Raw genomic sequence first — 24,350 nt, 5'->3', positions numbered from 1 at the left:
GCACGTCAATGGGTCGACCGCATCCGAGGCTTTGGCGTTTCCGGCATGTCACGATTCGATACCGCACTCTTGACGTGCGTCGCCTTGTGAGTGAAAGTCGAGCCAGATCGTTGAACCGGTTCGCTTGATCGCGAAGGTCGCAGGCGGACGCTCCCGTGGCGAGGTCGAGTCGCGGGATGGCATCTGTCCGGAAACTCCCAGGAAAAGGCGTTTTTCGTCCGGCCATCCGGTCCTCGATGCAGGGAGCCTTTTACGTCATCGTCGAACCGGTTCGACGATGACGCGACAACAATTCGACGCAGGAGGTGAGAATGGCGACGATCGGAGACGTGGCCCGGGAGGCCGGCGTGAGCCGCAGCACGGCGTCCTACGCGCTGTCGGGCAAGCGGCCCATCTCGCAAGAGGTCCGCCTGCGCGTGCTGGCGGCGGCCGAGGCGCTGGCGTACACGCCGAACGCGGGCGCTCGCGCACTGGCCACATCCCAGACCAAGGTCCTCGGTCTGCTCGCCCAGTTCCACGAAGACGAGTTCGCGCCCGCGATGATGCAGTACATCCTCGGCGTCACGGACACCGCCCGCGACCTGGGCTACGACACGCTGCTGGTCACCGAGGCCGACGGCGCGCGGGCGCTGCGGCGCGTCACCGATTCCCGGATGGTGGACGGCGTCGTTCTGATGAACATCGCGCAGGAGGACGCGCGACTGCCCATCCTGCGTGCGGCGCCGCAACCGGGCGCCCTGGTCGGCCTGCCGGGCGACTGCTCGGGACTCGACGTGTTCGACCTCGACTTCGAGGAGGCCGGAAGGGGCATGGTGGATCACCTCCACCGGCTCGGCCACCGCGAGCTCATCCTGGTCTCGCAGCCGGAACACGTGGTCGAGCGCGGCGGCGCGTACGTGTGGCGGCTGAGGGACGCCGCGCTGGAACGCGCGCGGCAGCTCGGTGTCACGCTGCACGCGGTGTACGGCGAGTCCCGGCAGCCGGCCGTCGGACGCCTGCTCAACGCCCTGCTCGACGCGCACCCCTCGGCGACGGGCCTGCTCATCAACAACGAGGCGGCCGCTGCCGCGCTGCCCTCCGTCACCTACGGGCGGGGACTCCGGGTGCCCGAGGACCTGTCGGTCATCGGGCGCTACTCCGCCGAGTTCGCCGCGACCTTCTCCCTGCCTTATTCGTTCATCGAGAGCGCACCCGACCGTCTGGGCGCCATGGCGGTGCGCCAGCTCGTACGCCGCGTGGAATCGGCGGCGGCCCGAAGCGAGCCGTTCGTCGTCCGCTTCATCTCTCCCGAACTGGTGTCACGGGGAAGCACCGCACCCCCGAAGGCCCCGCCCGCCCGCTGAGCGCGGGCCACAGCCCCACGACCGTCCGGCCACAGTAAAATGTGAGCGCTAACATTGGAGGAATCCAATGCCCCGTCCATCCACGTCCACCAAGGTCGGTGCCGCCGTCCTGGCACTGTCCGCTCTGGCCGCCTGCTCATCGGCTCCCCAGGGCGGCGCCGCCACCAGCAGCGCATCCGCGGGCGGCGCCTACACGTGGTGGGACCCGTACCCGCAGCACGACCCGGCCTCCGCCTGGGCCAAGCGGGTGAACGCCTGCGGGCAGCAGGCCGGCGTCGCCATCAAGCGCACCGCGTACGACACGACCGCGCTGACGAACCAGGCCCTGCTCGCGGGCCAGGAAGGCAACGCGCCCGACGTCATCCTCCTCGACAACCCCGCCGTCTCCACCCTGGCGGACGCGGGGATGCTCACCTCGATGGGCGACTTCGGCCTCGACACCGCGAGATTCGACAAGAACCTCATCGCCGCCGGAGAGCTGGACGGCAAGACGTACGGCATCCCCATCGGCGCGAACACCCTCGCGCTGTACTACAACAAGAAGATCCTCGACGCCGCCGGTGTCGACCCGAAATCGATCAAGGACTGGGCCTCGCTCAATTCCGCGCTGAAGAAGGTCAAGGCCGCGGGCAAGAAGCCGATCACCTTCTCGGCCATCGGCACGGAGGAGGGCTCGTTCCAGTTCCTGCCGTGGTTCTGGGGCTCCGGCGCGCAGCTCACGCAGCTCGACTCGCCCCAGGCCGTCGAGGCGCTCACCTTGTGGAACTCGTGGGTCAAGGACGGCATCGCCCCCAACTCGGTCATCAGCAACTCCCAGAACACCACGTGGGAGGAGTTCCTCACCGGTGAGTTCGCGTTCGCCGAGAACGGCACCTGGCAGATCAACAGCGCCGCGAAAGCCGGCTTCCCCACCGGCATCGTGCAGATCCCGGGCAAGGACGGCGGGGCCGCCCCCACACCCACGGGCGGCGAGTTCATCACGGTCCCGGTGCAGAAGGACACCCAGCGCTACAACACCACCAAGAAGATCCTCGAATGCATGACCACGCCCGAGGGCCTGGTGGAAACCGGTACGACGTTCGCGTACTACATCCCGTCCACCGCAGAAGGGCAGAAGGCGATCCTGGCGAAGGAGCCCAGCCTGCAGCCGTGGGTCGAAGCGGTGCGATCGGCCAAGGGCCGAACGAGCGACAACCTCGGCACCAAATACCCGAAGATCTCCGAGGCCATGTGGACGGCGGTGCAGAAGGCGCTGAGCGGCACGGCGAGCCCGGCTGACGCGCTCAAGGAAGCACAAGCCCAGGCCAAGCAGGCGATCGGCGGCTGAGCTGTGCTGACGAGGACTCGCCCCCACGCGGTGGCGGCCTTCGACGACAGCACGGCGAGCCGGGCGGCGGGCTCCGCCGAGCGGCGCCGGCCGCGGCAGTGGACCGCCTTCGCCTTCCTTGCGCCGCTCGTCGTCTATCTGGCCGTCTTCTACGCCTATCCGCTCTACCGCAACATCGACCTCAGCGTGCACGACTACACGCCGCGCGCCTTCGTGCAGGGCAACCCGGAATTCACCGGGCTGGACAACTACCTGGACATCGTCTCCGACGACACCTTCCTGGCGGCCCTGCGCAACACGGCCCTGTTCACCCTCGGGTCCATCGCCGTCCAGTACGCCCTCGGCCTGGCCCTCGCCGTCTTCTTCCACCGCAACTTCCGCCTCTCCGCGGTACTACGCGCGATGTTCCTCGTGCCGTGGCTGCTGCCCCTGATCGTCTCCGCCTCGACCTGGTCGTGGATGCTCAACAGCGACAACGGCATCGTCAACACGGTCCTCCAGGCGTTCGGGATCGGCCAGATCAACTGGCTGACGTCCCCCGACACCTCGCTGCTGTCCGTCACGGTCGCCAACATCTGGCTCGGGATCCCCTTCAACCTGGTGATCCTCTACGCCGGGCTGCAGAACATCCCGGCCGACCTGTACGAGGCCGCCGGCCTGGACGGGGCGAACTCGTGGCAGCGGTTCTGGCGCATCACCTTCCCCCTGCTGCGCCCGGTGTCGGCGATCACTCTGCTGCTCGGCCTGATCTACACGCTCAAGGTCGTCGACATCATCTGGATCATGACGAAGGGCGGTCCGGCGGACGCGTCCACGACGCTGGCCAGCTGGTCGTACCGGGAGGCGTTCGGCACCGGCCAGCCCGACTTCTCCCCGGCGGCGGCCGTCGGCAACCTGCTCATCCTCATCGCCTTCACCGCCGGACTCGCGTACGTGCGCCTGCAGCGCAGGGAGGAACAGGCATGAGCAGGTGGAAGACGGTGCTCGGTGTCGTGCTGGTGGGGCTGATGCTCTTCCCCGTCTACTGGATGTTCAACGTCTCGCTCACCAAGACGAGCGACATGCGGGCCGATCCGCCCCACTGGTTCCCCTGGAACCCCACGTTCGAGGGCTACACCGCGGCGCTCGGCCAGCAACTGCCCGCCCTCGCCACCAGCCTCTTCATCGGCCTCGGCACCGTCGCGCTCACGCTGCTCGTGGCCCTGCCCGCGGGCTACTCGCTGGCGAAACTGCGGCCGCGCGGCGCCCGCGGGTTCGACTTCCTGCTCCTCGTCGCGCAGATGATCCCCGCCGTCGTCATGGCCATGGGCTTCTACGCGATCTACATCAGGCTCGGGATGCTGAACACTGTAGCGGGCCTGATCGTCGCCGACTCGACACTGGCCGTGCCGTTCGCGGTGCTGCTCTTCCGGGCGTTCATGGCGAACATCCCCCGCGAGCTCATGGCCGCGGCCCAGATCGACGGGGCGAGCACCTGGCGCACGTTCCGGTCCATCATCCTGCCGCTGAGCCGCAACTCGGTGATCACGGTCTCGCTCTTCGCCTTCCTGTGGGCATGGTCGGACTTCATCTTCGCCTCGACCCTCAACCGCAACAGCGACGTCATCCCGATCACCCTCGGCATCTACCGCTACATCGGCAACAACACCACGCAGTGGAACTCGATCATGGCGACGGCCGTGATCGCGTCCATCCCGGCGGCCTTCCTGCTGGTTCTCGCGCAGCGCTACATCGCCGCCGGGGTCACCGCGGGCGCCGTCAAAGACTGAACGAAAGGCGCACGACATGACCGAAGGCACGACGGGCGGCTCCTGTCCCGTGCTGCCCTCCCGCGGCCGGGTACGTCCCCTCGCGCAGGTCTCCATCACCGGCGGCTTCTGGGCCGCCCGCCAGGCCGTCAACGGCACGGCGACCCTGGCCCACTGCGAGTCGTGGATGGAGCGCCTCGGCTGGCTGGCGAACTTCGATCGTGTCGCCGACGGGACGACCTCGCCCGACCGGCCCGGCTGGCCGTTCTCCGATTCGGAGGTCTACAAGCTCCTGGAGGCCCTGGCCTGGGAGACGGGTCGTACCGGCGACCCGGAGGCGGAAGCCGCGATCAAGCGGCTCACCGCGCGCGTCGCCCGGGCGCAGGATCCGGACGGATACCTCGGCACCTGCTTCGGGCACGGCGAGCAGCGGCCGCGCTACAGCGACCTCGAAGGCGGGCACGAGCTCTACAACATCGGCCATCTCCTGCAGGCGGCGGTCGCGCGGCTGCGCACGGCCGGCGAGGACGACCTGGTACGGGTCGCGCGGCGGGCCGCCGACCACGTGTGCCGGACCTTCGGGGCCGACGGCCTGCCCAAGATCTGCGGGCACCCGGAGATCGAGGTCGGCCTGGCGGAGTTCGGCCGGGCGCTGGGGGAGGAGCGCTACGTCGAGCAGGCCCGCCTGTTCCTTGACCGCCGTGGGCACGGCACGCTCCGCGACATTCCGCTGGGACGGGCCTACTTCCAGGACGACGTCCCGATCCGGGAGGCCGACGTGTGGCGTGGCCACGCGGTCCGCGCGCTCTACCTCACCGCCGCGGCGGTGGACGTGGCCGTCGAGCGCGGCGACGACGAGCTGCTGCGGGCGGTGGAACGGCAGTGGGAGCGCTCCGTCGCGCGCCGGACGTACATCACGGGAGGCATGGGCTCACGCCACCAGGACGAGGGGTTCGGCGAGGACTGGGAGCTGCCGCCGGACCGGGCGTACTGCGAGACGTGCGCGGGGGTCGCCTCGATCATGGTCTCGTGGCGGTTGTACCTGGCCACCGCCGACGTCCGCTACACCGACCTGATCGAGCGCACGCTCTACAACATCATCGCGACCTCCCCGAGTCCCGACGGCCGGGCCTTCTTCTACGCCAACCCCCTCCATCAGCGGGTGCCGGGCAAGCCGACGGACGGCACCGAGGTGAGCCCGCGTGCCGAAGGGGGCACCCGGGCCGCCTGGTTCGACGTGTCCTGCTGTCCCACCAACGTCGCGCGGACGCTGGCGAGCCTCGGCGGTTACCTCGCCACCGCGGACGACGACGGCCTCCAGATCCACCAGTACGCCTCGTGCGCCATCAGCGCCGAACTGCCGGACGGCAGGCGGGTGGCCGTAGACGTCGAGACCGGCTACCCCGAGACCGGGACCATCCGCGTCCGGATAGCGGCCGACGAGCCGGCGCCATGGACGCTCGCGCTGCGGGTTCCCGCATGGGCGGCCGGAGCCACGCTGATCATCGATGGGCGGCCCCAGTCCGTCGAGCCCGGCATGGTCGAGGTTCGGCGCGCCTTCCGCGTGGGTGAGGTCATCACCCTCGAACTGCCGATGGCGCCGCGCTTCACCCGGCCGGATCCGCGCATCGACGCTGTACGCGGTTGCGTCGCCGTCGAACGTGGCCCGGAGGTCCTGTGCGTAGAGTCCCGCGACCTCCCTGACCCCGGCGGGCTCGACGCTCTGACGATCGACCCCCTGTCCGCCCCGCATGCGGAACCCGGCGGCGTCCGGCTCCGCGGCCGGCTGCCCGCGTACGCCGACCGGCCATGGCCCTATCCCACGGCCACCACACCCGTCGATAACGCCGAATGGTTCGACGTGCCGCTGCGGCCCTACCACTCATGGGCGCATCGCGGCCCGTCGAGCATGCGCATCTGGTTGCCCGCATCCCAACCCCCCGAAGGAGAGCACCGTGCGTAAACCCCTCTTAGCCGTGATCACCGCGGCCGCGACCCTGGCGACCTTCACGCCCCCGGCCGCGGCGGCGGGCGCGACGCTGACCGTCAACGTCGCCCAGCCGTTCCGGCCGGTGACCCACGTCGCCTCGGGCGGCCTGTACGGCCTCGCGGAGAACAGCAGGCCGGCCGACTCCACCCTGTTACCGATCAAGGTGAACTCGCTGACCCAGCCCGCGCCCGGCGTGGGCCAGCGCCCCAACGGTCAGCCGCCTGGTGGCGACTCGCTGCTGGTGGCTCCGCAGGCCACCCGGGTCGGCGCTGGCGAGTTCGTCCGGATGCCCGACATCTACCCGGACTTCCCCTACCGGTGGGTGAGCTGGAACGACTGGCTGGCCAAGGTGAACACCATGGTCAACGCCCGGCTCTCGGCCTCGACAGTCACGAACGTGATCGGCTGGGAGCTCTGGAACGAGCCCGACTGGACCTGGAACACCGCCGCCGCGGGCGCCTTCAACGACGGCTGGGTGCGTACGTACCGGGCGGTGCGCGCGCTCGACACGCTGACGCCCGTCGTCGGCCCCAGCACCGCCACGTACAACCGCTCCTGGATGCAGTCGTTCCTGACCCGTGCCAGGGACACCGGCACGCTGCCCGACATCATCTGCTGGCACGAGCTGGTGAACCCCGGCCGGATCGCCGCCGACCTCGCCGACTACCGGAACCTGGAGTCCTCCCTGGGCATCAGCCCGCGCCGGGTCTCCATCAACGAGTACGCCGCCACCGGTGAGGTGGACGTACCCGGCCGGATCGCCAGCTACGTGGCCAAGTTCGAGCGCGGCGGCGTGGAGTCCGCGCATCGGGCCTTCTGGTACGAGTACGGCACCATGAACGGCCTGGTCGTCAACAACAACCAGCCCACCGGGACCTGGTGGCTGTACAAGTGGTACGGCGACATGGCCGGCAGCATGGTCGCGACGACGCCGGGCACGCAGACCGGCCTGGACGGGTTCGCCTCCTACGACGGCACCCGCAAGATCGTCAACGTGGTGTTCGGCAACGAGTCCGGCACCAACACCGTCAACCTGACGGGCATCGGCGCACTGGGCTCCAGCGTCCGCGTCACGCTGCTGTCCACCCCGTCCAGCGGCCGCTTCACCGCCGTGAGCGCACCCACCACGATCTCCACCACCACCCGCGCGGTGAGCGGCGGCCAGCTCAGCGTGTCCGTGCCGAACATGGCCGCCACCAGCGCCTACCAGCTCATCGTCGAGCCGGTCAGCGGGGTGCCCGCCTACCAGCGGCGGTATGAGGCCGAGAACGCCTCGGTGTTCCGCGCCCAGCGGCTGAGCGCCTCAAGCGCGTCGGGCGGCGGCTATGTGGGCCGGATCGACAACTCGGGCACGCCGCGTACCGACAGCTACGTCGACTTCGTGGTGAACGTGCCCGCCGCTCGCGCGTACACGATGACCATCGGCTACGCCAACGGCACCGGCGCCACCGCCACGCAGGGCCTGGCCTACAACGGCGGCGCCTGGAGCACGGTCAGTTATCCGCCTACTCCGGCCTGGGGCCAGTTCGGCGCCACGATCAGTAGCACTGTCACGCTCGGTGCCGGCTACAACGTGATCCGCCTGGCCAAGGGCTCGCCGTACTTCGCGGGCGGCACCGGATACGCCGAACTGGACTACATCGAGCTCACCTGACCGAACGCCACGGCACGCCCCGGCCGCGGTCCGCCGCGCCGGGGCGGCGCAGGCCCAGGACAGCCTGGCCTGCTCACGGACCGCGGGCCCGGAGTGGTGTGTCATCATCGAGCCGCGGATCCGAGAGGACGCGCCTCCCGCTCCGGCCGCGGGCGCACGGCGAGGGGACAGCGCATGAACGTACGTCGCCTGACATATTCGACCGCTCTGGCAGCCCCGATCCTGTACGCCGCGGTCAACATGTGACGCTCGGCGTCACCCTGATCCTGGCCGCCGAGGCGATTCTCATCGCCGTGCTCGACCGGCTGAACCATCGATCACCCTCCCGGCCCACCGTGCCGACCGGCGTGTGGTTCATCCTGTACGAACTGACTTTGGTCGTGGGTGTGCTGCTCTCTCCCCTGACCCGGTTTTGGCTGCTCAATGATGACGGCGATCTTGAGATACTGGCTCCCGGCTGGCATTCTCCCGCGTTGATCGCCGTCCCCGTCCTGACTCTCATAGGACTGATCGCCTGGATGTCCGGACCGCCGGATGCCGTATCGGATCGGCGGCCTGGATCAGGTCCCTTCAGCTCGGCAGCGGGTCGCGAGGCAGGGTGAGGGTCAGGATGGCTCCGCCGTGGGGCGCGTTGGCCGCGGTGAGGGTGCCGCCGTGCAGGCGCGCGTTCTCGGTGGCGATGGCCAGGCCCAGGCCGCTGCCGTCGGTTCGGGTACGGGCGGCGTCGGCTTTGGTGAAGCGGTCGAAGACGTGGGGCAGAAGGTCGGCGGGGATGCCGGGCCCGTCGTCGGAGACAGCGATGGTGATCTGCTCGAAACCGGCCCGCACCTGGATGAGCACCGACACCGCCGCGCCGCCGTGACCCAGTGCGTTGCCCACGAGGTTGGCGAGGATGACATCGACGCGGCGCGGGTCGAGGCGGACGCGCAGCCCCGGGGGGACATCGGCGCGGACCCGGTCCCGCCAGTGCCGCAACGCGAGCGTCTTGGCGATGAACTCGCCCAGGTCGACCTCGTCGAGGTTCAGTACGGCGGCACCGGCGTCGAAGCGGGATACCTCGATCAGGTCCTCGACCAGGCGGGTGAGCTTGCGCGTCTCGTCGGAGACCAGGTGCAGCGCTTCGGCGGTGAGTGGCGCGAGGCGGCCGGAGGCGGCGTCGGCGTCGAGGACCTCCGTCACGGCGGCCATGGCCGCCAGCGGCGTACGCAACTCGTGGGAGACATCGGCGGCGAACCGGCGCGCCCGCGCCTCCATGGCGCGCAGCGCGGCCGCGTCGGCCTGGAGCGTGGCCGCCATGGTGTTGAAGGTACGGCCGAGGTCGGCGAGTTCGTCGTCGCCGGTGACGTTCACGCGGGTGTCCAGGCTGCCGCCCGCCATCCGCTCGGCGGCCGTCCGCAGTTGCCGGACCGGTCGCAGCAGTCTGCGGGCGGCCAGCAGCGCGAGGACGATGGAGGCCAGGGCGACGGGCAGGGCTCCGGAGCGGGCGGCCGCCGCCAGGGTGTCCACGTCCTGCTGCTGGGAGGCCAGGGAGAAGGAGGCGAAGACGGTGAGCGGCGGGGGACTGTGCGGGCGTGCGGTGGCGACGACGGGAAGGGCCACGGCCAGCCAGGGCGTCCGGGCGTGGTGGAAGCGCTGGGCCAGCGCGGTGGTCGCCGTGGCCGCCTGGGTACGCAGTTGCGCGGGCAGCGGCGGCGCCGGCGCCCCGGCGGTGATGAGCGGGCCGCCGCGATAGGACAGGGCGGTGCGCCAGCCGCGCGTGCCCGCCGCGCGGTCCAGTTGCAGCGCCAGCGTACGCAGGTCCGCCTCGGCGGGGTCTGCGGGCAGGTCGGGCGTCCGGGCGGTGAGGTGGGCGCGGAGCTCCTGCAGGGCGTCGGCCTGGACCCGCTCCACGATCGCGGTACGGCCCTGCCGGAAGGTCAACGCGGCGGCGGTCAGCGCACTGAGCGCCGAGACCAGCAGGAACACCAGGACCAGCTGGGCCCGCAGACCTCGGGCGAGGGGCGGGCGGATCACAGCCCCCGACCACCGGCCGAGGCCGCGTACGGGGTGAATCACCCAGCGGCCGAGCACGCTGCGGATCACAGCGGCCCGAACCGGTAGCCGAAGCCGCGCACGGTCTGGATGTAGCGGGGGTCGCGCGGGTCGTCCTCGATCTTGGCGCGCAACCGCATCACGCACGCGTCGACCAGCCGGCAGTCGCCGTGGAAGCTGTGTTCCCAGACCAGCTCCAGGAGTTGCTGGCGGCTGAAGGTCTGTTCGGGCGCGGCGGACAGGAACAGCAGCAGCTTCAGCTCTGTCGGCGCCAGCGCGAGTTGCGCGCCGTGCTTGAGCACGCGTAAGGCGACCCGGTCGACGAGCAGGTCGCCGTGGATGGTGCGGGCGGCCTGGCCGGGGGAGGCGGGCTGGGTGGTACGGCGCAGCACCGCGCGCATGCGGGCTTCGATGACCTCGCTGCTGGCAGGCTTGATCACGTAGTCGTCGGCGCCGGCTTCCAGGCCCACGACGACGTCCACGTCATCGTCGCGCGCGGAAAGGATCACGATGGGCACCTGGCTGAAGGCGCGGATGCGGCGGCATGTCTCCAGGCCGCTCATGCCGGGGAGCATGAGGTCGAGCAGTACGACCTCGGGAGCGCTCGCGATGAGTTCGGCCAGCCCGTCCTCGCCGGTCGCCACCAGCAGGGTTTCGTGGCCTCGGTGACGCAGGCCGAGGCTCACGCCCCGGCGCACGGCCGGGTCGTCTTCGATCAGTAGTACGCGGGTCACGAAGGGGCTCCCTGTTTGGCCGGGATGGCCGACCCGCTCTCATCGCACCTGACCGGCCAGGGGTCGCCCGCCATGCCGGGCTCGAACACCTCGACGACGGGGTCGGCGCCGATGCCCGGGGACGCGGCGGCCGTACACACCAGCTGGCTCACCGCCACCGGCCGCAGGTCGCGCACCAGCCACGGTAAACGCAACTGCACCCGGCCCTTGGTCGTACTGGCCCGGATCGGCCGGGCCACCGACGGCAGCCGCGTGATCAGCCCTCGGGCCCGCTCGGCCGCTGTGGGGCCGGCGAGCAGCGCGTCCATGGCCTGTCGCAACCGGTCTCCGTCCGATGCCGGCCGGGAGACCGGCCAGGTGCCCTCAGGCGTGACGAAGTACACCCGCAGCAGGCGGCTGCTGTTCTCGGTCAGGCCACCTTGGGCCGGCTGACCGGCGGGGAGTGCGCCGGTGTCGGTGATCCCGCAGCCCGCCAGCGCCGCCAACGTGATCAGACCAGCCGCCACGCGGCACAGCGTCCCCGGCAGGCCGGTCGCCACCCGGCACAGCGCCCGCGGCATGACAGGCGCCATCCGCCGGAGCACCCCCGGCATGTGTTCGCTCTCGTTCTTCGGCATGGTCTCTCCGGCTACGGCTGGTTCAGCATGCTCACATCGACCGTCCCGGCACCGGGTCGCGGCCGCGGTATCGCCGCCCACAGCCCCACCGCCATCACCCCCGCGACGGCCAGCGCCGCCCATCCGCGCCGCCCGGTGGCCCACCGGGCGCGCAGTCGTACCGGATCCTCGACCACGGCCTTCGAGACTAGCGCGGCCAGCAGCGACAGTCCGACCGCGGCGATCGTCCAGCCCCAGCCGTCGAGCCCGGCCACCGGCCGGGGCAGCAGCAGATAGACCGGCCAGTGCCACAGGTACAGGCTGTAGGACAGCTCGCCCAGCCGCCTCGGCACGGTGCTGCCGACCACCCTGCCCACCAGACCGTCCGGTGTACGGGCCAGGAGCGCGATCAGCACGGCGCTGCCCAGGGAGTGCGCGAAGATCCCGCCCTGGAACAGGCCCGGGGCCTCTTCCCCATCGGTCAGCAGCCATGAGACGGACAGCCCGCACAGCAGCGGGACACAGATCGCGTCCACGGCCAGGCGCGGCAGCCCGGCCACGGCGTCTCGGACGGGTGCCGTGGCGGCGGCCGCGCCGAGCAGGAGAGAGAAGGCCCGGGTGTCGGTGCCCTCGTAGGCGCGGGTGGTGTCCACGGCCGCCCCAAGCTTGATCATGAGCAGGAGCGAGATGAGCGCACCGGCGACCGCTACGAGCGCGACTCGCCGCTGCCCGCCGAGCCCTTTTCCGGCCAATGCCACCATCAGCGGCCAGGCCAGGTAGAACTGCCATTCGACGCCGATGCTCCACAGATGGGCGAACGGGCGGGTGCCGGCGGCATCCCAGTATCCGAGCTGCTCGTGGATATAGTGCCAGTTCACGCTCTGGGCGGCCACCCATGGCGCGTCCTGGAGGGCGAACCTCAGCATGTCCGGCCTGGCGAACGCCCAGGCCAGCGGTAGCGTCACCGTGACCATGACGGTCAGCGCGGGCAGGAGACGGCGGGCCCGGCGTCCCCAGAAGGCCATCAGGTTGAGCCGGCCGCCGCTGCCGAGCTCCTCCAGCAGCAGGCCGGTGATCAGAAAGCCGGACAGGGCGAAGAACAGGTCGACGCCCAGGAACCCGCCGCGCATCTGGCCGGCGTGAAACAGCAGGACCGCGGTGACAGCGAGCCCGCGCAGCCCGTCAAGCGCGCCGATGTGCGCGCGTCGAGGGGCTGAAACCATCAACCTCTCGCCGCGAGGAATCGGCACCATCAGCCGCAGCCGAGTTTGGCGAAGCGCTCGTCGCCGGTCCACGGCCCGGTGGCCCAGACGCTGGGGGCGGCCGGGGTGAAGCCGGCCAGCTCGCCGAGCCGCTTGGCGAACCAGGTGGCGAAGGCCGCCGACCCCTGCTGGCAGGAGTGGATGCCGTCCTTGGCGCGCTGGGCCTTGCCGGCGGCGTAGTCGCTGCCCCACAGCTCGGAGGCGTCCAGGTAGCTTGCGTGAGCGGCCTTGGCGGCCATCGTGGGCGCGGTCTTGATCGCGTTCTCGTGCGGCTTGAAGAAATCGTCGATCTTGAACGGCGGGGCGGACACCAGTACGAGCCGGGCGCCGGCGTCCTCGGCCGTTCGGGCGAGCTTCTGGTAGGCCGACAGCTGCTGGCTGGCGGCGCCCCAGTCGTAGCTGGTGATCTGGTACGCGATCACCGTCGGCCGGAAGGAGGCGAGGTTCGCCTTGAGGGTCTTCCAGGTGTCCTTGGCCCCCATGGCCGTCACCGGATGGTCACCGGCGACGATGTTGCCGCCGCCGTCGGAAGTGGCGTTCTTGAACGCCACACCGCCGGCCTTCAGCGCCGCCTCCAGGGCTGGGGCCTGCGCGCCCGCGATGGAGTCACCCATCCACAAGACCCTGACGCCGGTCGCGGGCTGACCGGTCTGCTGCCCATCGCTGGTGGAGGCGGTGGAGGCGCCGCAACCCGCGAGCGTGGCCCCGACGGCGACGGCCACGGCCAGGAACGCTCCGGTACGGCCAGCGGAGAAAAAGGGAGTCGCTTGCATGACCATCAGGCAAGCAGACGATTCCGGAGGTCAACCGCGTTGTCATCGTTTCATCACACAGCGGGGGATGGGCTGTCACGAAGGCAGTGCCCCTGCGTCTGGGTGGAGCGGTTCCCGGCGTCGATCAGCGGCGTTGATCAGCGGCGTCTATCAGCGGCGTCTATCAGCGACATCGACCAGCGACATCGATCAGCGGCGTCGCCGGAAGCGGCGCGCGGTGAGCCAGCGGGGAAGTCCGAGATGGAAGCCGGTGGCGTCGAGCATGGCGTCGAGGAGAGCCAGCAGGACGCCTGCTCCGCCCGCCAGCCCGGCGGCGCGGAAGTCCTCGGCCGGGGTGTCGCCGGGCGCGGCCGGGCGTGGGTCGATTCGTCCGGTGGGATCCCAGAGGACCGCGATGGTGGTGCCCGGCCGCGCCACGGAGATGCGAGTCGTCATCGAGTCCGGACCGCCCTGTGAGCAGCCCAGGCGGTAGTCGTAGTAGGTCTCGCTGCGCGTGGACGTCCATGTGGTGCCCGGGTCGCCGGGGGAGGTGCCGGGCTGGTAGTGGGTGTCGGTGACGGTGCGCTGTTGCGGGGTCTCCTGGCGTACCAGGCACTCGCTCACCTGGCCGCGCTGGGCCAGCGCCTGCCGCGCCACGGCCTCGTGGGCCAGATTGAGACAGTAGATCAGCGCCATGCCCATCGCGAGGCTCAGTAACACCCGGGTGCACCTGAAGAACGCCAGGCCGATCGGTGCCACCGCCACGAAGAAACCGATGATCGCCAGGACGACCCCGACCCAGCCTGCTGGGCCGTAGGCGTCGAGATAGCCTCTTCCGAAGGCCAGCGCGATCGCCAGCACGGCCGGCCACACGCGCAGCAGAATGCCCCGTACGTCCGTGGAGCGTGTGTATCTGCCAGGCATCTGATCACCCTCGCCATCGGTGCCCGCGCCGCTCACGACGTAAACGTCATCCCGTCGGGCCGCGGCTTCCCGAGAGGGGAGGTCATGGCGGCGTTCTCAGGTCAGCGACCGGCGGCGGAAGCTCACCATCCCGACGGCGGTCAGCGCCACGCAGAAGCCGGTGAGCACGGCGATCGAGATCCACGGCTCGATGTGCGGCACCTGCGGCTCCAGTGCCGCCCGTACTCCCTCGCTCGAGTACGTCATCGGATTGAGCGCCGTCAGGACGTGGAACCAGGGCAGCTTGCCGAGCGAGGGCCACGGGTATTGGGTGCCGCCGGTGAACAGCATCGGCGCGATGATGAGGGCGAACATGATGCCGACCTTGCCGGGCGGCAGCAGCGTACCGATGATCAGCCCGATTGCCCCGGCCGCCCAGCCACCGAGCAGGACCGACAGCACGAGCAGCGGAAGGCCGTCGACCCGGAACGTCGCGTCCTGGATGATCAGCATGCCGGCGGGCAGCGTGACCGCGGCGGCGAACAGCGCGCGCAGCGCCGCCGCCAGCACCTTCTCCAGGCCGACCAGGGAGATCGAGACCGGCGCCAGCAGGCGATCCTCGATCTCCTTCGTGTAGCCGAACTCCATCATCAGCGGCAGGGCGACGGCCTGGAGCGCCGCCACGAAGCCGCTCATCGCGACCACGCCGGGAAGCAGCACGTCGTTGTAGGAGGGGTCGACGTAGGCCAGGCGGCCGAGCACGCCGACGAAGATGAAGAGCATGACGAGTGGCTGGAGTACGACCTGGGCGAGCACCGAGGTGATGTCGCGCCACGTCACGACGGCATCGCGCCACAGGATCGCGAGAACCACGCGCAACGGGCTGACGCCCCTGCGGACGGCCGTCTGGGCGGACACGCTCATCGCAGGCTCCTCCCCGTGAGGGTGATGAAGACGTCCTCCAGGCTCGGCTCGCCGATCTGGACGTTGGTGATGGGACAGTCGCGCTTGGCCAGCAGCTGCGCCACCGGTCCGAGCACGGCGGCGGGATCCTGGCTCACGTAGAGCCGGAAACGCGTCTCGCTCATGGCTGGCTCGGCGGGTGCGGACTCCACGCGTTCAACGCGTTCGACGCCGTCGACATCGGCCAGGACGTCCAGCAGCTCCCGGGCACCCGGCGGCTCCTGGGCGCCCTGCGACGCTAGGACGTCCGGCAGCTCCCGGGCGGCCGGCCCGGGGACCTGCGCGATGGTGATGTCCAGCATGCTCTTCCCCTCCAGACCGCGCGTGAGCGCGTGGACCGTGCCGAGCGCGAGCAGCTTGCCGTGGTCGATGATGCCGACCCGGTCCGACAGGTCGGCGGCCTCGTCCATGTCGTGCGTGGTCAGGACGACCGTCACCCCCGCGGCGCGCAGCTCGCGGATCCGGTCCCACACGAAGAGCCGCGCCTGCGGGTCGAGCCCGGTCGTCGGCTCGTCGAGGAACAGCACGCGAGGGTCGTGCATCAGGGCTCGGGCGATCAGCAGGCGCTGGGCCATGCCGCCCGAATAGGTGTTGACGCTGTCGCGGCCCCGCCCGGCGAGCCCGAAGGACTCCATGAGCTCGGTGGCCCGGCTCTTGCTGACCGCTCGCGGTACGCCGTGGTAGGCGGCGTGGAAGAGGAGGTTCTGCCAGGCGTTGAGGGAGCGGTCGAGGTTGTTGACCTGGGGCACGACGCCCAGGAGCCGGCGCGCCGCCACGGGGCGGGCCACGACGTCCACGCCCAGGATGGTGGCCGTGCCGCCGGTGGGGATGACGCGGGTGGTGAGGATGCCGATCGTGGTGCTCTTGCCCGCACCGTTGGGGCCTAACAGGCCGAAGATCTCTCCTGGGCGGACCTCGAGGAAGAGCTCGTCGACGGCGTTCGCCGGAGCCCCGGGATATCTCTTGACCAGGGCGTCGATGGCGACGGCGGAGTCACCGACCTTCGCCGCTCTCTGTGTCTGCGATCCGGGCACGAGTGGCCTCCCGTTCGTCGAATTCGATCGTGTCGATGAGGAACGCGCGGATGATCGCCTCGTGCTCGGGGTCCGCCAGGCTGGGGGTGAGCGGGGGCGCCTCGCTCAGGACGTTCCCCACGCGCTCGGTGATCTTCTTGCCGCGCGGCGTGAGCGCCAGCAGGACCTTTCTGCGGTCCACGGTGTCCCGTAGGCGGTCCACGAGGTGATCGCGGGCGAGCGTGTCCACGATTCCGGTCAGGGTGGAGACGTGCACCCGGCAGCGCCGGGCGATCTCGCTGTGGGTGCCCGACCCGCGGCTCAGGGCCAGCAGCACGTTCATCCCCGCGACGGACACGCCGTGCTCCTGGCTCAACAGAGCGTTCCAACGGCTGTTCAGCACGTTTCCCGCGATCGACACCAGATAGGGGAGCGGTGCCTGCTGGAGGTCGGACTCCGCTGAATGGTCAGACGTCATGTTCGTCAGGATAGCGAATTTGTTTGGAGCCATACATTACGAGCTCGTATATTTTTGTCCCATAGCTTTTTGGGGTCGGCCGGTTTCGTCGGCCGCGATCATCAAGGGGCGTCTTCCCGGCGGATCTGCTGGAGGATGGTCTCGTCGGTGATCTTGCTGTCTTGGGCGAGCAGGAAGGCTTTGCTGAGGATGAGAGCCAGGCGGCCGTCCTCCTCGAAGGGCAGGAACAGCTTGGCGTCCCGCTTACGGGCTGTGACGATGCACAGGTAGACGTCGCCGGGGCTCATGAGGATGTTGCCGCTGCCCAGGTGGATCCGGTAGGTGCGCAGGACGCCGCGGACGACCAGGTAGCGGTCGGTGAGCGTGCAGCGGTCGGCGATCGCCGTACGGGGGAGGATCCGGGCCAGCGCGTCGCGGCGGACCTCGGCCGACGGCGGCAGCGCGCCGAAGGCGGCCTCCCGCACATACCCACCGAAACGTTCTCCGTCGCCGAATCGCTCCTGGCCGCTGAAACCGTCCTCGCCCCGGTCGATCCAATCCGGCTCGGCGGCGATCGAGGTGACCGCGATGAACAGGTCCACGTCCCGCATCGCCTCGCTGAACACCAGCGGCGGAACCAGCGCCAGCGGCGTCTCCCGCCAGGCGCGCCCCTCGCGCCGGTCGAAGCGGACCTGATCGGTGGCGGCCAGGGTCACCTCGTGGTCGGCCACCGCGGCGGTCTCGTAGCGGAAGCGGACCCGCCAGGCGCCCTCCGCCAGTTCCTTCTTGGCCACGGCTTCCTGCTCGCCGTGGAAGGCGCGCAGCCAGAGCGTCTGCCAGCCGCGCTCCTTGAGCAGCGCGTACAGCCGCGCGTGGTCGACGATGTGGGCGGCGAACCGAGGGGAGTAGACCCCGGTGCTCTCCTCGGCGGGGGTGAGCAGGTAGACCTCCCGGAAAGCCTGCTTGTACGGCTGGCGCAGCCGTCGCCCGGTCACCGTCTCCCGCCAGGCCGCCACTTCCGCCAGCGCGGCGCGCGCGGGATGCCACAGCCGGATCTCGGCCCCGGGTGGGGCGTCGCCGGGCAGGAAGGCCGTCCCATCCGCCTCCCAGATCAGCCCGCGCGCCACCACCCCGGTGATCGGATGGTTGAGGTAGTGACGGGCCCAGTCCTCGTGCGACCAGGTCCGGTCGACGGTGAACAGCCCCTCCACACGGGCGCGCTCGGCGGCCAGCGTCTGGCGGACCTCCTTCTGGACGGCCTTGATGGCCTTGAGTACCTCGGCATGGGTTTCCCTCACCGCCGCGGGGAGGGCACGGATCGCGGTGCCGTCGGCCGTGGTGAAGCCGAGTCGTACGGTGACCGCGTCCCGGACGGTCAGCACCACGGTGTGGTCGCCAAGCCGCCACGAGCGGGTCCCGTCGGTGGCGAGTCCGTGGGCCGGCACACCCCGCTCCAGCAGCTGGGCCGGTGTGATCCCGGCGTGTCCGGCGGCCGTGGCGAGCGCGGTGTCGACCTGCTTGCGCAGCGCCCGGTGCTTGATCGAGGTCTGGAGCCGCCAGAGCGGCTGCGGGTCGTCGCCCTCGCCGAGCGCGTTGATCGCGGCACCGGCGACCACCAGATCCTGCGTGAATCGGGCGCGGTCACCACCCAGATGGACGGCCAACCAGGTCAGAGTGGCCGCCAGATCGTCGACCCGGGCCAGCGTCGCCGCCCAGATGGTCCCGCGGGCCACATCCGTGTTCGCCTCGGACACCATCCGCCGGTTGCCGTCGTCGGACACCTCGCGGATGAAGGCCGCCAGCGCGAACCGCACGAACTCCCGCGCACCGGCGGGCTCCAGCAGGGTCAGGCAGCGGGCGCGCCACGTCTGGGTGGGCCGCGGCGTATGTACCTCGCACAGATGCTCGACCAGCTTGACCAGGTGGGGTGCGGGCGCGTCCCCAAGATGATCGCGTACGGACGAGGCCCAGGCGTCGGCGCGTACCAGTGCCGACAGCGGCAGCGTCGTCGGGTCGCCGGGCAGGGCCAGCGTGATCCGGCGGTGCAGACGTCGTCGGTCATCGGCAGGTAGCGGGACGTGGGCCATGGCCTCGATCAGCCGGGTGACTGACTCGCGCAGGGATTGCCGCTCGGCGATGTCGATTTCCAGCACCAGGTTCACGACCTGGCACACCCAGGTGACGTCCCAGTATTGAAGCTCCCGGCTGCCCACGACCGAGAGCAGCGCGGTCACGCCGGTTGCGGTCCAGCCGTCGGAGCCGGACAAGGCCAGCTCCAGCTCCTCGTAGTATTCGTCCAGCCCGGGTTGAGCCAGGTAGATCACAGCGGCCCGGCGGTCGGTTCCCTCGGTGTGGCGCAGCCGTGCCACCCGCTCCTGCCGGACATTCCGGGCCTGGCGCCGCAGTTTCTCGGCACCCCGTTCGTCCCGGTCATCCGGCCAGAGCCAGGAGTATGACCGTCCCTCCAGCTCAAGCTCCTGGACGATCGCCTCCATGATCCAGCTCGCGGACGCGAAGGCGGCCGCGACCGTCTCGTCGACGGTGAGTTCGCGCATGCCTGGATCATGCCGAAGCCGTCCGACAGAATTCGCCGCAGGCCAGTTTGTCGGAGGCGGCTGGTAGTCAAGGGTCATCCCACTGCCACAGGAGATCATCGATGGCTCAGGTCACCTTCCGTGATGAGAGCGCGAGTGGCCGGCCGCTGGAGGAGTTCACGCTGCCCGGCCTGCCGGACCGGATCACCGCTCGTGAGCTACTGCGGCTGCGCGTGCGCGAGGAGGTCGCCCGGTACAACGCGGCGCCCTCGCCCAGGTTCAACGGGCTGGTCAAGCCGGACGACGCCGAGGTCGAGCTGAACGGCTACCGGATGCGCGCGGCGCGGCGGATCGACTGGGAGCGTCAGGCGGACATCGCCGAGCGGGCGTTCGTGCGCAACGGGTTCATCCTGCTGGTCGGTGATCGTCAGATCGAGGATCTGGACGAGTCGATCGACCTGACCGCGGATCCGGTGATCTCGTTCGTCAAGCTTGTCCCGCTGGCCGGAGGCTGAGACGGGTGCGGCGGCGTCCTCCAGAGACCGCCGCCGCTGGTTGGCGGCGCGGCTGTCGCCCCTGGCGCCCGCTCGCGCCAGCGCCTCCTCGGCCGCGCGGGGCCGTAACAGAGAGCGTTTATACAAGTGCGCTGAGTGATATACGGTGGTCGGGTGGCTTCCGAACCCCCCACGGGCGCGTACATCCCGAGCACCTTCGACACCGAGCCGCGCTCCGCGGCCGGTCTGCCGCTGGCGCTGATCCAGCAGTGGCGTGACACCGGTCAAAGCCACGAGGACGCGCGGCGGCTGCTGGGCCGATTCGCGGTCCGCGGTTACAACGTGGTGTCCGACTCGGCCGGGCTGACGAAGCTCAGCCAGCGGCTGGGGCTGCTGGAGGTGCTGGCGCTCATCGACCGGCCCAAGCGGATCCTGCACGCCCGCACCAGGGCCATCGGCGGCGAGGCGGTGGGTGTGTGGGCGGCGGACAACGCCCAGATGTTCCATCCGGAATCGGCGGACGCGGGGGTGCTGCTGTCGGCCCTGCTGAAGGTCCAGGACGAGATCGAACGCTCTTGCCGCGTACGGATCGGCATCGGTGCGCACTGCGGGAGTTTCTACGGCCTGGCCGGTGGGCTGTACGGCGCGGAGGCGGACGCGATCGAGGACATCGCGGAGAACCACACCGAAGGCGGGGAGCTCGTGGTGACGGGGGCGGTCGTCGACCGGCTGCCGCCTGACCACGCCTTCGTCCTGCGCCGCAAGGACGGCCCCGAGAGCCTGGTCGGCGCCGTCCATCAGGTGCTCGACGGCCCCCGTCCGGAGGATGTGCGGCCGGTCGCCGAGGATCTGCGTTACCCGATTCCCTACTCCGCGGCCTTCTACGCCGACCTGCTGAGGTTGGAGCGCCGTCCCGAGGACGTCGAGCTGGCCCGGCGGCTGGCCGCCGAGCATCTCCAGGACCGGACTGTGGTCCTGGTCGAGCGGAGCGTCGCCCCGGCCGAGACGCCTGAGCTCGGGCTGCTGAGAGGGCTGGCCCTGTCGGCCGTGCTCAGGGAGACGGGGCTCCGGCTCATGCCCGCGCGGGGTGCCGTGGAGATCAAGATCGCTGGACCTCTGGCTCTCTACCTGTTCGAGGAGGCCGCGCCGGCCGTACGCTTCGCCCAGGGCTTGCGCGCGGGCCTGGCCGAGTACGAGATCGTCTGCCGGATCGGGGTGGCCGCCGGGCCGGTGCTGGCGGGTGAGACGCCGGGTGGTGGGTGGGATATCGCGGGCGCGCCGGTGAATCTCGCCTCCAAGATGGCGCAGGATCTCGGCGGGCCCGGTCGCGTCTATCTGAGCGAGGCCGTACATGAGCGGCTGGCCGAGGCCGGGAGCGAGCGCGCCCAGCTGGACGGGTTCGCCGCCGTCCAGCGCACGGTCTCCGGAGTCCAGCTGACCTTCTTCGAGGGCTGAATTCCCGGGAAACCACTCTTCCCCGGCGGGAGATCCTTCTTTATTCTCATGCTCAAGAGGGTCTGTGAACGTTCACAGAGAGGCGCTCAAGAGCCTCTGTGAACGTTCACAGAGGAGCCCACCCATTTCTTGAGCAAGGAGATCGGGATGGCCGTCAACCACCTGAACCGCCCCTGGAGGATCGGGGGCACGCTCCTCCTCGCACTGGCGACACTGCTCGCCGTCGCACTCGTGAACCCCGCCCCCGCCTCGGCCGCCACGCTGACCATGCGCGGCGCCGACGTCTCGTCGGTCCAGCGGAGCCTGGACCTCGGGGCCAAGTACTACAACGCCGCCGGGACAGCCGCCGACCCACTGGACATCCTCGCCGGCGTCGGCGTCAACTACGTCCGCTTACGCGTCTGGAACAACCCGGCGAGCGGCTACAACAACAAGGCGAAGGTCCTGGCCTACGCCAGGACGGTCAAGGCCAAGGGCCTCGGCCTGATGATCGACTTCCACTATTCGGACACCTGGGCCGACCCGGGCAAGCAGTTCAAGCCGGCGGCGTGGGCGAGTCACGGCATCGGCCAGCTCCAGACGGACGTCTACAACTACACCTACGACGTCTGCAACAGCCTGAAGGCGCAGGGCACCACGCCCGACAGCGTGCAGATCGGCAACGAGATCAACGTCGGGATGCTCTGGAACGACGGCAAGGTGATCAACAACGACTTCACCAATCTGAGCCTGCTGCTCAAGGCCGGGTACAACGCCACCAAGGCGTGCAACGGCGGCACCCAGGTGATCATCCACACCGCCGACGCCGACAGTCTCGCCAACGCCCGCTGGTTCTACGACGGGATCAAGGCCAAGGGCGTGCCGTGGGACATCACCGCCCTGTCCTACTACTGCATGTGGCACGGCCCGCTGTCCACCCTGTCCACGGTGATCAACGACGCGAGGTCCCGGTACGGCAAGCCGGTCATCGTGGCGGAGACCGCCTACCCGTTCACCGCGGCCAACGCCGACAGCGAGGGGAACGTGGTGACCGGCTCGGCGCCGTGCTCGGGCTACCCGGCCACCTGGGCGGGGCAGGCGAACGAGTTCGCCGCGGTCCAGAACACGGCGCGCGGCGCGGGCGCGATCGGCGTCTTCTACTGGGAGCCGACCTGGTACGCCATCTCCGGCAACGGCTGGGACCCGGCCAACATCAACGGCACCGGCGACCAGTGGGACAACATGGCCACCTTCAACTGGACGGGCGGCATCAATCCCAGCATCAGATGGACCCCGTAGGTCGCGGAGCCAAGATCTCCAGGTAGTGCTCGTTGTACATCACGCCGAGGATGTTCCCGAAGGGGTCGACCACGGACGCGGTGACGAATCCCGGCCCCCGCTCGACCGGCTTGTCGTGCGCGGTGGCGCCCAGGGACAGCAGCCGCTCGAAGGCGGCCTCGACGTCGTCCACGTGCCAGTAGATCACCGCGCCGCCGGCCTGGTCGGCCCGGCTGTGCGGGGCGAATCGGCGGTCGACGATGCCGAGCTCGTGCTGGTAGTCGCCGAGACGGAACTCGACGTAGGCGGGCGGCCCCTCGACCGGGCGCGCGAAGTACGGCTCGATGCCGAGCAGTTCGGTGTACCAGTCCCGGGCGGCCGGGACGTCGTCGGCGAAGAAGCTGACGGTGGTGAGTCCACGCAACATGGGGTGTTCCTTACGTTCGGTCGGTGTCTATGGCCATCCTCCAAGCTAAAGTGCTCACCAATTGACCACTTTCTTGGCGAAGATGGGGACATGCGCGCTGACCGGCTCGTCGCGGCCCTCCTGCTCATGCAGAGCCGTGGCCGGGTGACCGCCGCCGAGCTGGCCGACGAGCTCGAGGTGTCCGTCGCCACCGCCCGCCGCGATCTGGAGGCGCTGTCCGTGGCGGGCATCCCGGTCTATCCGCAGGCCGGACGCGGCGGCGGCTGGTCGCTCGTCGGCGGCGCCCGTACCGATCTCAGTGGCCTGTCGGCGATCGAGGCGCAGGCGCTGTTCCTGCTCGTCGGACCGGCCGCGGCCGTCTCGGGTGAGGCGAAGGCGGCGCTGCGCAAGCTCGTACGGGCGCTGCCGCAGACCTTCCGGGCCGACGCCGAGGCCGCCGCCGCCGCGACGATGATCGACCCCACCCGATGGGGCGAGCGTGATCGCCGCCGCCCCGAGCTGGTCGACCTGCTCCAGGCCGCCGTGGTCCGCCGGCGGAAGGTCCGACTGACCTACGCCGGCAGCGCCCGCGAGCGGACCGAACGGCTGATCGACCCGTGGGGCCTGGTCGATAAGGACGACATCTGGTACCTGATCGCCGGGACCGAACGAGGACAGCGAACCTTCCGGATCGACCGGATCATCGAGGCCGAGCCGACCGACCAGCCCGCCGAGCGCCCGGACGATTTCACGCTCGCCGACGCGTGGGAGCAGGTCGTGGGGGAGGTGGAGCGGCGGCGTTCGCGTACGTGGGCGACCGTGATCATCGAGGCCAGGTTCGTGCCGGTGCTGCGCACCCACTTCGGGCGGCACTGCCACACCGACGGCGAGCTCGACCACGGCCGGGTCCGGGTCCGGGTCCGCCTCGCCGCGCCGACCCCGCTGGACATCGCCAGGAACCTGGCCGGCTGGGGCGCGATGATCGAGGTGGTCGAGCCGCGGTCGGTCCAGGCGGAGCTGGCGCGGATCGGCGCCGAGCTGGCCGGCCAGTACGCCGGCGAACGCTGACCTGGCAGCGGTCAAGGCCCAAACTTACCGAAGGTCCGCAGAAAGTCTCAGCTTTCAGGCCAGGGATGAATGCAGTCCCCTGCGGATGGCCCGCCGCAGGCGGGGCATCCCGGTGCGTGGACCTGGAACCTCAGGTGGGGCGGCGCCTCGATAGTGGGGCTCCGCCGCAGGAGGCGGCGAGGTAGCTGGGTGACCAGAAGGGGTCGTGCATGGTGGCGGGGTTGATGCGGCCGGTGAACTCCTTGCGCAGGTAGTGCGAGGAGACGCCTTTCAACGAGTTGACGAGTTTGCTGATCGCGACCTTGGGCGGGTAGTGGACGAGCAGGTGGACGTGGTCGTGTTCGCTGTTGAACTCGCGGAGTT

The 24,350-nt window shown here is 70.1% G+C and carries 23 protein-coding genes; 11 read left to right on the top strand and 12 right to left on the bottom strand.

Annotation, left to right across the window (positions count from 1 at the left end; genetic code table 11):
* Positions 1-311: 311 nt before the first annotated feature.
* The 7 genes from AB0J16_RS47855 to AB0J16_RS47825 all read left to right on the top strand — a co-directional run bounded on the left by AB0J16_RS47855 (position 312) and on the right by AB0J16_RS47825 (position 8,664).
* Complete coding sequence (locus AB0J16_RS47855) at positions 312-1,343, top strand: LacI family DNA-binding transcriptional regulator (RefSeq protein WP_358552717.1); 1,032 nt, start codon at positions 312-314, stop codon at positions 1,341-1,343.
* 67 nt (positions 1,344-1,410) lie between these two features.
* Complete coding sequence (locus AB0J16_RS47850; RefSeq protein ID WP_358552715.1) at positions 1,411-2,670, top strand: extracellular solute-binding protein; 1,260 nt, start codon at positions 1,411-1,413, stop codon at positions 2,668-2,670.
* A gap of 3 nt (positions 2,671-2,673) precedes the next feature.
* Positions 2,674-3,636, top strand: coding sequence for a sugar ABC transporter permease (locus AB0J16_RS47845; protein ID WP_358552713.1), 963 nt, complete (start codon positions 2,674-2,676; stop codon positions 3,634-3,636).
* The gene (locus tag AB0J16_RS47840; protein WP_358552711.1) at positions 3,633-4,439 is read left to right on the top strand and encodes a carbohydrate ABC transporter permease; all 807 of its coding nucleotides are present in this window, start codon (positions 3,633-3,635) and stop codon (positions 4,437-4,439) included. The genes AB0J16_RS47845 and AB0J16_RS47840 overlap by 4 nt, the downstream gene beginning before the upstream one ends.
* Positions 4,440-4,455: 16 nt before the next feature.
* Positions 4,456-6,381, top strand: coding sequence for a beta-L-arabinofuranosidase domain-containing protein (locus AB0J16_RS47835; protein ID WP_358552709.1), 1,926 nt, complete (start codon positions 4,456-4,458; stop codon positions 6,379-6,381).
* On the top strand, positions 6,374-8,062 hold the full coding sequence (locus AB0J16_RS47830; RefSeq protein WP_358552707.1) for a CBM35 domain-containing protein: 1,689 nt from the start codon (positions 6,374-6,376) through the stop codon (positions 8,060-8,062). The genes AB0J16_RS47835 and AB0J16_RS47830 overlap by 8 nt, the downstream gene beginning before the upstream one ends.
* Before the next feature lie 242 nt (positions 8,063-8,304).
* Entirely contained in the window at positions 8,305-8,664 is a 360-nt protein-coding gene (locus AB0J16_RS47825; protein WP_358552705.1) for a hypothetical protein, read from the top strand.
* Here the strand turns inward: AB0J16_RS47825 and AB0J16_RS47820 are convergent.
* From AB0J16_RS47820 to AB0J16_RS47775, 10 genes are all read right to left on the bottom strand, one after another.
* Positions 8,633-10,132, bottom strand: a complete 1,500-nt coding sequence (locus tag AB0J16_RS47820) for a HAMP domain-containing sensor histidine kinase (protein WP_358552703.1) — start codon at positions 10,130-10,132, stop codon at positions 8,633-8,635. The two genes, AB0J16_RS47825 and AB0J16_RS47820, sit on opposite strands and share 32 nt — an antisense overlap.
* 8 nt (positions 10,133-10,140) lie before the next feature.
* Positions 10,141-10,827 (bottom strand): response regulator transcription factor, encoded by a 687-nt coding sequence (locus AB0J16_RS47815; RefSeq protein WP_358552701.1) that lies wholly within the window; start codon positions 10,825-10,827, stop codon positions 10,141-10,143.
* Positions 10,824-11,444: a GerMN domain-containing protein gene (locus AB0J16_RS47810; RefSeq protein WP_358552699.1), complete on the bottom strand. Its 621-nt coding sequence runs from the start codon at positions 11,442-11,444 to the stop codon at positions 10,824-10,826. Before AB0J16_RS47810 ends, AB0J16_RS47815 begins: the two co-directional genes overlap by 4 nt.
* Before the next feature lie 11 nt (positions 11,445-11,455).
* Positions 11,456-12,646: an acyltransferase gene (locus AB0J16_RS47805; protein WP_358552697.1), complete on the bottom strand. Its 1,191-nt coding sequence runs from the start codon at positions 12,644-12,646 to the stop codon at positions 11,456-11,458.
* 29 nt (positions 12,647-12,675) lie between these two features.
* Positions 12,676-13,458 carry an SGNH/GDSL hydrolase family protein gene (locus tag AB0J16_RS47800; protein WP_358552695.1) on the bottom strand — a complete coding sequence of 261 codons (783 nt, stop codon included), beginning with the start codon at positions 13,456-13,458 and terminating at the stop codon, positions 12,676-12,678.
* Positions 13,459-13,647: 189 nt separating this feature from the next.
* Positions 13,648-14,361, bottom strand: a complete 714-nt coding sequence (locus AB0J16_RS47795) for a hypothetical protein (protein ID WP_358552693.1) — start codon at positions 14,359-14,361, stop codon at positions 13,648-13,650.
* 96 nt (positions 14,362-14,457) lie between these two features.
* Positions 14,458-15,264: an ABC transporter permease gene (locus tag AB0J16_RS47790; protein ID WP_358552691.1), complete on the bottom strand. Its 807-nt coding sequence runs from the start codon at positions 15,262-15,264 to the stop codon at positions 14,458-14,460.
* Entirely contained in the window at positions 15,261-16,337 is a 1,077-nt protein-coding gene (locus AB0J16_RS47785) for an ABC transporter ATP-binding protein (protein ID WP_358552689.1), read from the bottom strand. Before AB0J16_RS47785 ends, AB0J16_RS47790 begins: the two co-directional genes overlap by 4 nt.
* On the bottom strand, positions 16,297-16,794 hold the full coding sequence (locus AB0J16_RS47780; RefSeq protein WP_358552687.1) for a MarR family transcriptional regulator: 498 nt from the start codon (positions 16,792-16,794) through the stop codon (positions 16,297-16,299). The genes AB0J16_RS47785 and AB0J16_RS47780 overlap by 41 nt, the downstream gene beginning before the upstream one ends.
* A gap of 101 nt (positions 16,795-16,895) precedes the next feature.
* A complete protein-coding gene (locus AB0J16_RS47775) occupies positions 16,896-19,328 on the bottom strand; it encodes a DUF4132 domain-containing protein (protein ID WP_358552685.1) in 2,433 nt (810 codons plus the stop codon).
* Positions 19,329-19,429: 101 nt separating this feature from the next.
* On the opposite strand from AB0J16_RS47775, the gene AB0J16_RS47770 reads away from it, so the two are divergent.
* The 3 genes from AB0J16_RS47770 (at position 19,430) to AB0J16_RS47760 (ending at position 22,534) form a co-directional block, all read left to right on the top strand.
* Positions 19,430-19,822: a hypothetical protein gene (locus tag AB0J16_RS47770; RefSeq protein ID WP_358552683.1), complete on the top strand. Its 393-nt coding sequence runs from the start codon at positions 19,430-19,432 to the stop codon at positions 19,820-19,822.
* A 153-nt stretch (positions 19,823-19,975) separates the two neighbouring features.
* Positions 19,976-21,256, top strand: coding sequence for an adenylate/guanylate cyclase domain-containing protein (locus AB0J16_RS47765; protein ID WP_358552681.1), 1,281 nt, complete (start codon positions 19,976-19,978; stop codon positions 21,254-21,256).
* A 129-nt stretch (positions 21,257-21,385) separates the two neighbouring features.
* On the top strand, positions 21,386-22,534 hold the full coding sequence (locus AB0J16_RS47760; RefSeq protein ID WP_358552679.1) for a glycosyl hydrolase 53 family protein: 1,149 nt from the start codon (positions 21,386-21,388) through the stop codon (positions 22,532-22,534).
* On the opposite strand, the gene AB0J16_RS47755 is transcribed toward AB0J16_RS47760, so the two are convergent.
* A complete protein-coding gene (locus tag AB0J16_RS47755; protein WP_358552677.1) occupies positions 22,518-22,940 on the bottom strand; it encodes a VOC family protein in 423 nt (140 codons plus the stop codon). The two genes, AB0J16_RS47760 and AB0J16_RS47755, sit on opposite strands and share 17 nt — an antisense overlap.
* A gap of 90 nt (positions 22,941-23,030) precedes the next feature.
* On the opposite strand from AB0J16_RS47755, the gene AB0J16_RS47750 reads away from it, so the two are divergent.
* A complete protein-coding gene (locus AB0J16_RS47750) occupies positions 23,031-23,987 on the top strand; it encodes a WYL domain-containing protein (RefSeq protein ID WP_358552675.1) in 957 nt (318 codons plus the stop codon).
* Between the two features lie 130 nt (positions 23,988-24,117).
* Here the strand turns inward: AB0J16_RS47750 and tnpA are convergent.
* The coding region (gene tnpA, locus AB0J16_RS47745; protein ID WP_358552673.1) for an IS200/IS605 family transposase at positions 24,118-24,350 on the bottom strand (233 nt) is incomplete at its 5' end.

The sequence above is a fragment of the Nonomuraea sp. NPDC049750 genome, from assembly GCF_040659625.1.
Classification (GTDB): Bacteria; Actinomycetota; Actinomycetes; order Streptosporangiales; family Streptosporangiaceae; genus Nonomuraea.
This window is presented reverse-complemented; position numbering and strand designations above follow the sequence as displayed.

Bases quoted from the DNA above. Each gene is read 5' to 3' on its own strand.
- AB0J16_RS47855 (WP_358552717.1), top strand. From the start codon at position 312: ATGGCGACGATCGGAGACGTGGCCCGGGAGGCCGGCGTGAGCCGCAGC.
- AB0J16_RS47850 (WP_358552715.1), top strand. From the start codon at position 1,411: ATGCCCCGTCCATCCACGTCCACCAAGGTCGGTGCCGCCGTCCTGGCA.
- AB0J16_RS47840 (WP_358552711.1), top strand. From the start codon at position 3,633: ATGAGCAGGTGGAAGACGGTGCTCGGTGTCGTGCTGGTGGGGCTGATG.
- AB0J16_RS47835 (WP_358552709.1), top strand. From the start codon at position 4,456: ATGACCGAAGGCACGACGGGCGGCTCCTGTCCCGTGCTGCCCTCCCGC.
- AB0J16_RS47810 (WP_358552699.1), bottom strand. From the start codon at position 11,444: ATGCCGAAGAACGAGAGCGAACACATGCCGGGGGTGCTCCGGCGGATG.
- AB0J16_RS47805 (WP_358552697.1), bottom strand. From the start codon at position 12,646: ATGGTTTCAGCCCCTCGACGCGCGCACATCGGCGCGCTTGACGGGCTG.
- AB0J16_RS47800 (WP_358552695.1), bottom strand. From the start codon at position 13,458: ATGCAAGCGACTCCCTTTTTCTCCGCTGGCCGTACCGGAGCGTTCCTG.
- AB0J16_RS47795 (WP_358552693.1), bottom strand. From the start codon at position 14,361: ATGCCTGGCAGATACACACGCTCCACGGACGTACGGGGCATTCTGCTG.
- AB0J16_RS47790 (WP_358552691.1), bottom strand. From the start codon at position 15,264: ATGAGCGTGTCCGCCCAGACGGCCGTCCGCAGGGGCGTCAGCCCGTTG.
- AB0J16_RS47780 (WP_358552687.1), bottom strand. From the start codon at position 16,794: ATGACGTCTGACCATTCAGCGGAGTCCGACCTCCAGCAGGCACCGCTC.
- AB0J16_RS47775 (WP_358552685.1), bottom strand. From the start codon at position 19,328: ATGCGCGAACTCACCGTCGACGAGACGGTCGCGGCCGCCTTCGCGTCC.
- AB0J16_RS47770 (WP_358552683.1), top strand. From the start codon at position 19,430: ATGGCTCAGGTCACCTTCCGTGATGAGAGCGCGAGTGGCCGGCCGCTG.
- AB0J16_RS47755 (WP_358552677.1), bottom strand. From the start codon at position 22,940: ATGTTGCGTGGACTCACCACCGTCAGCTTCTTCGCCGACGACGTCCCG.
- AB0J16_RS47750 (WP_358552675.1), top strand. From the start codon at position 23,031: ATGCGCGCTGACCGGCTCGTCGCGGCCCTCCTGCTCATGCAGAGCCGT.